Origin of the sequence: Streptomyces sp. NPDC006314, assembly GCF_040613075.1 — a bacterium.
GTDB lineage: Bacteria > Actinomycetota > Actinomycetes > Streptomycetales > Streptomycetaceae > Streptomyces.
This window is the reverse complement of record NZ_JBEXRL010000047.1, coordinates 1-10,563: the sequence shown is the minus strand read 5'-3', so window position 1 is coordinate 10,563 and position 10,563 is coordinate 1. Positions and strand designations below refer to the sequence as shown.

Annotated in this window: 8 protein-coding genes and 1 pseudogene; all 9 read left to right on the top strand. The window is 73.3% G+C overall.

All coding sequences use genetic code 11. The annotated features are described in order from the left end of the window. On the top strand, positions 1-966 hold a 966-nt coding region (locus ABZ079_RS36400; RefSeq protein WP_356943722.1), incomplete at its 5' end, for a BBE domain-containing protein. 99 nt (positions 967-1,065) lie between these two features. Continuing rightward, positions 1,066-2,295 carry a cytochrome P450 gene (locus ABZ079_RS36395; protein ID WP_356943721.1) on the top strand — a complete coding sequence of 410 codons (1,230 nt, stop codon included), beginning with the start codon at positions 1,066-1,068 and terminating at the stop codon, positions 2,293-2,295. 407 nt (positions 2,296-2,702) lie between these two features. Continuing rightward, positions 2,703-3,866, top strand: a complete 1,164-nt coding sequence (metK, locus tag ABZ079_RS36390; protein ID WP_356943720.1) for a methionine adenosyltransferase — start codon at positions 2,703-2,705, stop codon at positions 3,864-3,866. A gap of 1 nt (position 3,867) precedes the next feature. Beyond that, positions 3,868-4,866 carry a carbohydrate kinase family protein gene (locus ABZ079_RS36385; protein WP_356943719.1) on the top strand — a complete coding sequence of 333 codons (999 nt, stop codon included), beginning with the start codon at positions 3,868-3,870 and terminating at the stop codon, positions 4,864-4,866. Further along, on the top strand, positions 4,863-5,789 hold the full coding sequence (locus ABZ079_RS36380) for an AfsA-related hotdog domain-containing protein (protein WP_356943718.1): 927 nt from the start codon (positions 4,863-4,865) through the stop codon (positions 5,787-5,789). The genes ABZ079_RS36385 and ABZ079_RS36380 overlap by 4 nt, the downstream gene beginning before the upstream one ends. Beyond that, positions 5,786-6,436 (top strand): isoprenylcysteine carboxylmethyltransferase family protein, encoded by a 651-nt coding sequence (locus ABZ079_RS36375; RefSeq protein WP_356943717.1) that lies wholly within the window; start codon positions 5,786-5,788, stop codon positions 6,434-6,436. Before ABZ079_RS36380 ends, ABZ079_RS36375 begins: the two co-directional genes overlap by 4 nt. After that, complete coding sequence (locus ABZ079_RS36370; RefSeq protein WP_356943716.1) at positions 6,430-7,404, top strand: NAD-dependent epimerase/dehydratase family protein; 975 nt, start codon at positions 6,430-6,432, stop codon at positions 7,402-7,404. Before ABZ079_RS36375 ends, ABZ079_RS36370 begins: the two co-directional genes overlap by 7 nt. Before the next feature lie 16 nt (positions 7,405-7,420). Further along, positions 7,421-10,120: a PEP/pyruvate-binding domain-containing protein gene (locus ABZ079_RS36365; RefSeq protein WP_356943715.1), complete on the top strand. Its 2,700-nt coding sequence runs from the start codon at positions 7,421-7,423 to the stop codon at positions 10,118-10,120. Positions 10,121-10,458: 338 nt separating this feature from the next. Continuing rightward, positions 10,459-10,563 (top strand): annotated as a pseudogene (locus ABZ079_RS36360) (dehydrogenase); the annotation flags it as partial.

Here is a 10,563-nt window from a genome sequence, read left to right as displayed (position 1 = left end):
GGACTGCCGTTGCTGGGGAGGACGTTCGGGTATGCGGCTGACCGGGTGCGGCGGATGGAGGTGGTCTCGGCCGACGGCCGGCTGCGGACGGTGACACCCGAGGGCGATCCGGATCTGTTCTTCGCGTTGCTGGGCGGCCGGGACAACTTCGGTGTGGTGACGGGTCTGGAGATCGGTCTGGTACCGGTGACCCGGATCTACGGCGGGGGCCTGTACTTCGGTGCGGAGCATGTCGAGGAGGTGCTGTCCGCCTGGCGGGCCTGGACCGACACCGTCCCCGACACCATGAACTCCAGCATCGCCCTCATCCCGGTCCCGGACGCTCCCGTCGTCGCGGAGCCGCTGCGCGGCAAGTACGTCGCCCACGTCCGCATCGCCCACACCGGTCCCGCCGACGAGGGCGAGCGGCTGGTCGCCCCGCTGAAGGCGGTCGCCCCACGCCTGCTGGAGACGCTCGGCGAGATGCCGTACACGGACAGTGCGGCGATCCACAACGATCCGCCGATGCCGATGCCGTGGTACGCGGAGGACGCCATGCTGGACGACCTGGTTCCGTCCGACGTGTCCACGATCCTCAAGACCGTGGGCCCCGACGCCCCCGTGATGTGTGTCACCGAAGTGCGCCACCTCGGCGGCGCCCTCGCCCGTCCCCAGGGCGCGCCCAACGCGATCGGCCACCGCGACGCGCGGTACCTGCTGTACGTGCTGTCGCCGCTCATGGGGCCGTTCACCCCGGAGACCGTGCGCCCCGTGCAGCGGCAGCTCTTCGACGCGGTCGCGCCCCGGACTCAGGGCCGGTTCCTCAACTTCATGGGGATCGGGGAGAACGCCGGCCCCGGGCAGGTCCGTACCGCCTACGACGCTGAGACGCACGAGCGGCTGACCCGCCTCAAGGCCGTCCACGACCCCTCCAACACCTTCCGCGCGAACTACAACCTGCCGCCGGCGTCCGCCGCAGACGCCTAGGCGCCCGGCGTCCACCGCGGCGGTCTCTCTCCCCTGGACCGCCGCGGTGGCGGTTGCCCGTGCGGCTCACCGACACGCGAGATGGGATGAAGCACACCGATGTCTGACACGCCGTACCCGATAGACCCCACCGGGAGCGCACTCGCGGCGGAGGCCGCGACGCTCCGCGCGAAGGGGGCGGCCGCGCTCGTGGAACTGCCCGGCGGGGTGGTCGCCTGGTCGGTCACCCGGCACGACTCGGTCAAGCGGCTGCTCACCGACCCCCGTGTCTCCAAGGACCCTCGGCAGCACTGGCCCGCGCTCCGCGACGGCGAGATCACCGCCGACTGGCCGCTGTATCCCTGGGTGTCCGTGGAGAACATGCTCACGGCGTACGGCGCGGACCACTCCCGGCTGCGGCGGCTGGTCGCGGGCGCGTTCACGGCGCGCCGTACGAAGTCGCTGGAACCGGCCGTCGCCGAGTTGGTCGAGGAGATGCTGGACCGGCTGTCCGCGCTGCCGGGGAACGAACCGGTGGACCTGCGGGCGGAGTTCACCCATTCCCTGCCGTTCGGGGTGATCTGCCGGCTCTTCGGGGTTCCTGACGACACAGGTGCGGCGCTGATGCGGATGATGGACGACTTCTTCCGCGACCCCGGCACCATCGAGGACATCCAGGCCCGCGGCCGCGCCATTTACGAGGTCCTCGCCGATCTGGTCGCGCTCAAGCGCTCCCGGCCCGGGGACGACCTGACCTCCGCGCTGATCGCCGTACGGGACGACGACGGCGAGCGGCTCGGCGAGCAGGAACTCGTCGACACCCTGATGCTGATGATCGGGGCGGGACACGAGACCACCGCGAACCTGCTGGGCAGCGCCATCGTCGAACTGCTCTCCCGTCCCGGTCAGCTCGACGGTCTCCGGGCGGGGCGGACCACCTGGGCGGACGTGATCGAGGAGACGCTGCGGCTGCACGGCCCGGTCGCGCACATGCCCCTGCGGTTCGCGGTCGAGGACATCCAGCTGGACGAGGTGACGATCCGGCGGAGCGACGCGATCCTCGTCTCCTACGCCGCGGCCGGCCAGGATCCCGCCCAGCACGGCCCGCACGCCGACGAGTTCGACCCCACCCGCGAGCGCCGGGAGCACTTGGCGTTCGGGTACGGCGTGCACCACTGTCTCGGTGCGCCGCTGGCCCGCATGGAGGCGGGTCTGGCGCTGCCCCGGCTCTTCGAACGCTTCCCCGCGATGCAACTGGCCCAGCCCCGCGAGGAGATCCCCGGCTCGGGCTCCTTCATCGCCAACGGCCCCCGCGCCCTGCCGGTGTGGCTGCACGGCACGGAGTCCTGACGGCCGCGCGGCCCATGGTGACGGGCCGTCGGTCCGGATGTGCGGGAGGCAGCCGCCACCGGTGGTCCTGACGCCGTACAGCCGGCGGGCCGCCTCAGGCCCGGGGCGCATCGCACCTCGCCGCCCACGGTGTCGCCGTCACCACCGGTGGCGTACTCCCCCGCGGCATGCCCCGCGCGGGAGCGGCGGAGCCGGCCGGGCTCGCGGCGAGCCATGCGCCGCGCCTCCCGCCTCCCGCCTCCCGCCTCCCGCCTCCCGCCTCCCGCCTCCCGCCTCCCGCCTCCCGCCTCCGGCAGCCGGATCTCCGCCCGCGGCCCGTCCACGCCCGGGACGCAGCCACCTGGGCCGCTCCGCCTTCCGGGGCCGCCCCGCCCTCTCGCATGTCCGCTCTCTCAGGAGGACCGCCCATGCACCACCGCCTCTTCACGTCGGAATCCGTCACCGAGGGCCATCCGGACAAGATCGCTGACCAGATCAGCGACGCCGTCCTCGACGCCGTGATCGCGCAGGACCCGGCGGCACGTGTCGCCGTGGAAACCATGATCACCACCGGCCAGGTGCACCTCGCCGGCGAGTTGTCGACCTCCGCCTGGGTCGACATCGCCGCGCTGGTCCGCCATACCGTCCTGGACATCGGCTACGACCAGTCGGCCAAGGGGTTCGACGGCGGCTCCTGCGGAGTCTCGGTGTCCCTGGGCACCCAGTCCCCCGACATCGCCCGGGGCGTGGACACCGGCGGGGCCGGTGACCAGGGGCTGATGTTCGGTTACGCCTGCGACGAGACCCCGGCGTCGATGCCGCTGCCGGCCCAGCTGGCGCACGCTCTGGCGCGCCGGCTCGCCGACGTCCGCAAGGACGGCACGCTGCCCTATCTGCGCCCGGACGGCAAGACACAGGTCACCGTCGCCTACGAGGGGGACCGCCCGGCCCGGCTGGACACGGTGGTCGTCTCCTCTCAGCACGCGGCGGAGATCAGCCTGGAGGGGCTGCTGGCCCCCGACATCCGTGAGCACGTGGTGGAACCGGTCCTCACCGCGTTCGCGGAAGACGGGGTGAAGCTGGACACCGGCGGCCACCGTCTCCTCGTGAACCCGACGGGACGGTTCGAGATCGGCGGTCCCATGGGCGACGCGGGGCTCACCGGTCGCAAGATCATCATCGACACCTACGGCGGCATGGCCCGCCACGGCGGCGGTGCGTTCTCCGGCAAGGACCCCTCCAAGGTGGACCGTTCGGCCGCCTACGCGATGCGCTGGGTCGCCAAGAACGTCGTCGCGGCGGGTCTCGCCCGCCGCTGTGAGGTGCAGGTCGCCTACGCGATCGGACGGCAGGAGCCGGTCGGCCTCTTCGTGGAGACCTTCGGGACCGGCACGGTGCCGCAACACCGCATCCAGTCGGCCGTCGCCGAGGTCTTCGACCTCACCCCCGGCGGGATCGTCAGCGCCCTGGACCTGCTGCGACCGGTCTACGCCCGCACCGCCGCCTACGGGCACTTCGGCCGCGAACTGCCCGAGTTCACCTGGGAACGCACCGACCGCGTCGAGGCGCTCCAGCTCGCCGCGGGGCTCTGACATGGCCGGCACCGGCACACGGATCGCGGTCACCGGCTCCATTGCCACCGACCATCTGATGACCTTCCCGGGGCGGTTCACGGACAGCCTGATCACCGGCCGGCTGCACCAGATCTCGCTGTCCTTCCTCACCGACGGGCTGGACGTGCGGCGGGGCGGGGTGGCGGCCAACATCTGCTTCGGACTGGGGCAGTTGGGCCTGCGCCCGCTGCTGGTCGGAGCCGCCGGCGCCGACTTCGCCGAGTACCGGGCCTGGCTGGAGGCGCACGGCGTCGACACCGGCGCCGTACGGATCAGCGCCTCGCTGCACACCGCGCGCTTCGTCTGCACGACGGACCGCGACCAGAACCAGATCGCCACGTTCTACGCCGGGGCCATGGCCGAGGCGCGGGAGATCGACCTGTGCGAGGTGCTGGCGGGCACCGCGGAGACCGATCTGGTCCTGGTGGGGGCGGACGACCCTGCGGCCATGCTGCGGCACACCTCCGCCGCGCACCGGCTCGGGGTGCGGGTGGCGGCCGACCCGTCGCAGCAACTGCCCCGGCTCGACCGGGCGGAGGCGCGCGCCCTGGTGGACGCCTCACACGTGCTGTTCACCAACGAGTACGAGGCGGCTCTCCTGCTGGAGCGGACCGGGTGGACGGAGCGCCAGCTCCTGGACCGCGTGGGGACCTGGGTCGTCACCCGTGGCGCGGAGGGTGTCCTCGTCCGCCGCGCCGACGGGACCAGGCTCACCGTGCGGGCCGTGCCGGTGGCTCGGGTCCAGGATCCGACCGGCGCGGGTGACGCCTTCCGCGCGGGCTTCCTCGCGGGCCTCGCCTGGCACTGGCCCTACCGCAGAGCGAGCCAGCTGGGCTGTGCCGTGGCGGCGGCGGCCGTGGAGTCCGCGGGGACCCAGACCTACCAACTGCTCATGTCCGACGTGCTCGACCGGCTCGACCGCGGCTACGGCAGCGCGGTGGCGCGAACGGTCGGGCCCCTGCTGACGGAGACGGTGTGACGACCTTCATCCAGGCCGGTACCGCGGCGCGGACCGCGGTGGAGAGCGATCCGCCCTCCACGACCGAGCCGGCTTCCACGACCGAGCCGGCCGGCGAGACCCGGCCGACCATCGAGACCGATCTGGCCATCGACGAGAAGAATCGTTTCTTCTTCGACCATCCGCTGGATCACGTACCGGCGATGCTGCTCCTCGACTCCGCCCTGCGGGCCGCCGGACAACTGCACCGGCCGGGCGACTGGGAGCCCACGGCCCTGCGGATGCGGTTCGACCGCTTCTGCGAGAAGACCCCGCCGCCCCGGCTGCGCGTCGAGTCCGCGCCCGCCCCGGGCGGGGTACGGCTGCTGAACGCGCTCGTGCTGCAGTCCGGGGCGACCGTCTGCCGGGCGGAACTGTGCCTCGAACCCACCCGGTCCGCGCGCCGGCCCACCACCGAGGTGCCCGACGGAGCCCCGACCGGGCCGGCGGACCCGCGCCTGGTGCACAAGCGGTGCCGGAAACGCGTCCTGGTCGGCCCGCTGCACGACACGGGAGCAGGAGCCTTCACCACGCGGGCGCTCGCGCCGGCGGACCACGACACCCGGGCCGTCCATCCGCTGACCCTTCTCGTCGAGACCGCCCGGCAGGCCGCCACGATGGTCAGCCACACGGCATGGGGAACACCGCCGGACCGGCAGTTCATCGTCGGCTCCCTGGAGATCTCCCTGCCGGCGGACGGCCCCTGGCCGCACCGCCCGGTGCTGCGCTGTCACCCCCACCGCGCGCACCGTCGCGACGAGAGCGTCGTCTGCGAACTGCTCCACGGGGACACGCCCCGGGGCCGTGTCGCCTTCACCGGCCGTACCGTGCCGCCCGCCGCCTACCGGCGGCTGCGGGCGGGCGCCTCCCACACCGCTTCGGGGCACCGGGGAGAGGTCCTGTGAGCGTCACCGCAGTCCGGCGGTTCCCCGCGATCCTCTTTCTGGTCGGCACCTGCGCCGCCGCCGGGGGCCTGGTCCGTGCCCTGGCGGCGGGGCCCGGCCATGCCTCTGGCATGGCGGCCGTACTGGTCGCCGCCTATCTGGGCTGGGTGTTCCTCGAGGTGGGGGTCAGTTTCCGGACCGCCGGGGAGCCGGCCTCCGAGGACGACCGGGGCAGCGAGCTGCTGTACGGCCTCGCCCGTCTCGCCACCGTGCTCGCGGCGCTGTACGGTCCGGTGCCGCGCGCGCCCTGGCGGCCGTGGATGCTGATCCCGGCGGCCCTGCTGCTGGCCGGCGCCGCGCTGCGGCTGCTGTCCATCCGCACCCTCGGCCGCTTCTACTCGCACCGGGTGCGCACGGTCGAGGACCACCGGATCGCCGACGGCGGCCCCTACCGGCTGCTGCGGCACCCGGCGTACACGGGCATGCTCCTGGCCCACCTCGGGCTGGTGTCCTTCTTCTGCAACCCCGTCAGCGTGGTGCTGCTCCTCGGGGCCTTCCTGCCGGCGATCGTGTACCGGATCCGGGTGGAGGAACGCATGCTGTACTCCATCGACGGCTACCGGGCCTTCGCGCTGCGCCGCAAGCGGCTCGTCCCCTTCGTATGGTGAGCGCGCACCGCTCGCCGGCCCCCCATGTGGCCCTGCTCGGCGCGACCGGCTACACGGGCCGTGCCTTCCTGCGGCGGGTGGCGGCCCTCCCCCGGCCCTGGCGGGTGACCGCTCTGGTCCGCTCCCCCCTCCCGCAGCCGCCGCCCTTCGTCCGGCAGATGGCCGGCGCGCTGCCGGACGCGTTGCCCGAGGCGTTCCCGCCTCCGGACGCCACCGTGCTGGTGCACCTGGCGTCGGAGCACCGGGAAACGGACCGGGCACGGCTGCGGGCGGTCAACGTCGACGGGACGCGCGCCGTTCTGGACCGGCTGCCGCCGTCGGTACGGAGTGTGGTGCACGGCAGCTCGATGTCCGTCTACGGGCAGGGCGCCCAGGAGTTCGTCTCCGAAAGCGCGCCGCCCGCGCCGGGGACCCCGCTCGCGCGGACCCGGCTCGCCGCCGAACGGCTCGTCCTGGAGGCGATGCGCCGTCGCGGCGGCGGTGCCTATGTGGTGCGGCCGCGGTTCCTGCCCGGAGCGGAGGACCGCTCCTTCCTCGCCCTGGCGGCGGCGCTGCGGGGCATGCCGCTGCGGCTGGCGCCCGAACAGGTGCGGCTGAGCGTGATGGACGTCGACGACTACGCGGAGGCGATGGTCCGGCTCGTGGCCCGCGCCCACGACCGCGAACTGCGGGGCACTCCCGTGCGACGGGTGCTCAACGTGGCCTACCGGAAGCCCGTCACGCTGCAGGAGCTGTTCGCCGTCGTCGCCCCGCCGCCCGCCCGGGCCCCGGCCCGGCTGCTGCCGCCGGAGCCTTTGATCCGGGCCGGCGCGCTGCTGCCGGGGCACCGGGCGCGGCGGCTGATCACCGTGCTGGAGCTGGCCACCCGCTCCCACTGGGCCGACGTCCGCGCGCTGGAACACGAGATCGGCTCCGACCTCACCGGCAAGTCCCCGACCGCGGCGCTGCGCGCCTGCCGGGAGAAGTGAACGAAAGGTGACCTTGATGATCGAGACGCTCGACGACCCGCTGCGGCCCGAGCAGGTGGGCTGGAAGTTCGCCCGGCTGAAGGTGCTGCACGACGCGGGCGTGCGGGTGCCGCCGCTGTTCTGCCTGACCGGAGACGCCTACCGGCGTGCCGTGGGCCCGCTCTCCGCCCGGATCGACGATGTGCTCGACGGCGTCGATCCCCAGGACTGGCACGCCCTGCGGGACGCGAGCGCGCGGATACGCGCCCTGGTCGAGGGCGTGCGACTGGACGGGGCGTCCCGTACGGCGCTGCGGGAGGCGGTGGAGCGGTGGTTCCCCGGCCCGGACACCCTGCTGGCGGTCCGGGCGTCGGTGCTGGCCGGGCGCTCGGACCAGGGGGAGGACTCCGCGGACCATCCGTTCGCCGGAATGAGCGACAGTTTCCTCTACGTCCGCACGGAGGACGTGGAGGAGGCGGTGCTCCGGTGCTGGTCCTCGGCGTTCGGCCCCGAGTCCCTGCTGTACCGGCGGCGGCAGGGGCTGTCCACGCGCGGGCTCGCCGTCGCGGTCGGCGTCCAGGAGATGGTCCTCGGGGAGCGCTCGCTGGTGATGTTCACGGCCGACGCGGCGACGTACGCCCGCCGTGTGGTGATCAGCGCCGGCTGGGGCATCGGCGAGGGCGTCGTACAGGAGAAGACCGCAACCGACCACTTCTTCGTGACCCCCGGCACGGACCGCGTGGAGCGGACGGTCGCCTCCAAGCCCACGATGCTCACCCTTGACGGGGAACGCGGGCACGGGGTCGTGGAGACCGAGGTTCCGGTGGAGCGGCGCGACGAGCCGGTCCTCTCCGACGACGAGGTGGTGTCGCTCGCGCGGCTCGGCCGCCGGATCGAGGAGCTCTTCGGCGCGCCCCAGGACATCGAGGCCACCCTCACCCCCGATGGGGTCGTGCACGTGGTGCAGTCCCGGCCCATCGCCATGGAGCCGGCCCGGCACCGCGTGTGGAGCAACGCCAACGTCTCGGAGAGCTTCCCCGGCACCACGACGCCGATGACGTACTCGGTGGCACGGCGGTTCTACGCGCTGCTCAACCACGACTACCTGCGCCGCTGCGGGGTCGGCGAGCGCCGGCTGGAGGAGGTGGCCGACTCCACCGGCCGGCTGCTCGGATATCTCGACGGGCGGATCTACCACAACATCACCTCCTTCACGACGATGCTCTCGGCGCTGCCGATGTTCGAGGGGCTGCGCCGGGACTGGGAACGGCTGGTGGCGGAGCTCGACACCGTGTACCACGAGCCCGCCCGGCCGCCCGCCGGCCCGGCTGAGCGCCTGCGACGGCTCGGTTCGCTCACGACCGGCTGGACGCGCGCGGGCCGCAACCTCGCCACGCTCCCGCGTGACTTCGCGGCGTTCGAGCGGGCCTGGCAGCGGCTGCTGCGGGAGAAGCGCGGTCCGCGGCATGAGCCGGCCGGCCGTCACCCGCTGGTGCTGGTCGCGGACTTTCGTGAGGTGTGGCGCGCGGCGGGCCGGCTGTGGGGCGTGACCCTGATCAACTACCAGTTCATGGTGCTGTACCACAAGGTGATCGAGCAGCTGCTGAAGCGGTGGGGCAGCACCGACCACGACGTGCTCTTCAGCCAGTTGCTGTGCGGAGGACGGCAGCTGCGCGGAGCCGAGATCGCGCTCGGGGCGGTACGGCTCGGGGAGCTCGTGCGCGACGACGAGCGGCTGCTCGCACGGTTCACCGAGGCGGATCCCCGGGAGCTCTGGCAGGAACTGGAGTCCGGGCGGCTGCCGGCGGACTTCGCCGCGGCGGTCCGCTCCCATCTGCGCCGGTACGGTGACCGCGGCATCGAGGAGCTGAAGCTCGAACAGCCCAATCTGCGCGACACCCCGTGGGAACTGCTCAAGGTGGTCCGGCAGTACGCCCTGTCCGGCGTGCGCGTGGCGGACCTGGAGGAGAGCGAGCGGGCGGGGCGGGCCGACGGCGAGGAACGGCTGCGCCGGCTGCTGCCGGACCGGCCCCTTGAGCGCAGGCTGCTGCTGTTCCTGTTCGACCGGCTGCGCACGCACCTGTACTACCGGGAGGCCGGCCGGTACATGCGCAGCGAACTGTTCGGCTACAGCAAGCAGGTGATCGCGGCGCTCGGCGCGGAGCTGCACCGGCGCGGGGTTCTCGCCGACCCGGCGGACGTCTTCCTGCTCGACCTGGACGAGCTGTTCGGGTTCGTCGACGGCTCGGGCACCACCCATGACCTCGCCCGGCTGGCGGAGGTCCGGCGGCGCGACGGGGAGCGGGCACGACGGCTGACGCCGGCCCGGGAGTTCGCCACGGGCGACGTGGTGGGCACGTCGGTGCCGCACGTCGAGGAGCCTGCCGCGGCCCGGGCCGGGCAGGAAGTCCTCAGCGGGCTCGGCTCCTGCCCGGGGCGGGTCCGCGGCCGGGCGCGGGTGGTCCTCAGCCCGGCACTGGGCGAGGACCTGGCGCAGGACACGATCCTGATCGCCCGGGAGACCGACCCCGGCTGGCTGTACCTGATGCTGGCCGCGCGCGGGATCGTGGTGGAGCGTGGCTCCCTGCTGTCGCACACGGCGATCACCGGCCGGAAGTTCGGCATCCCGACGATCGTCGGGGTGTCCGGTGCGACGGCCCGGATCACGGACGGCAGCCTGATCGAGATCGACGGGGCCAGTGGCCGGGTCCTGGTGCTGGAGGAGGCCGCGTCGTGACGGCGCTGGGCGTCTTCGGCAGGTTCTTCCTCACTCGCTTCCCGCTCGCCCAGTACAGCATCTACGTGCTGCTCCTGCCCGCGGCCGTGCAGAGCACCCTGGCCGGGCCGGCCACGCCGGGCGGTCCGCTCGGGGCCGGTGCGGCCGGCCATGTGGCGGGGCTGGCGGGACTGTTGTGTCTGCTGTTCTTCATGCGGGTCGTCGACGAGATCAAGGACCTCGGCTACGACCGGGTGTTCAACCCGGACCGGCCGCTCGTCACCGGCGAGGTGTCGCTCGCGGCCGCCCGGTCCTACCTGGCCGGTTCGGCCGCTGTCACGCTCGTGCTGGCGGCTGCCGCCGGGCCGGCCGCCGCGTATGTCGCCGCGTCCGGCGGGATCTTCCGGGACTGCTCCGTGCACGACTTCGACATCATCCGCTGGGTGACGGGCCGCGAGGTCACC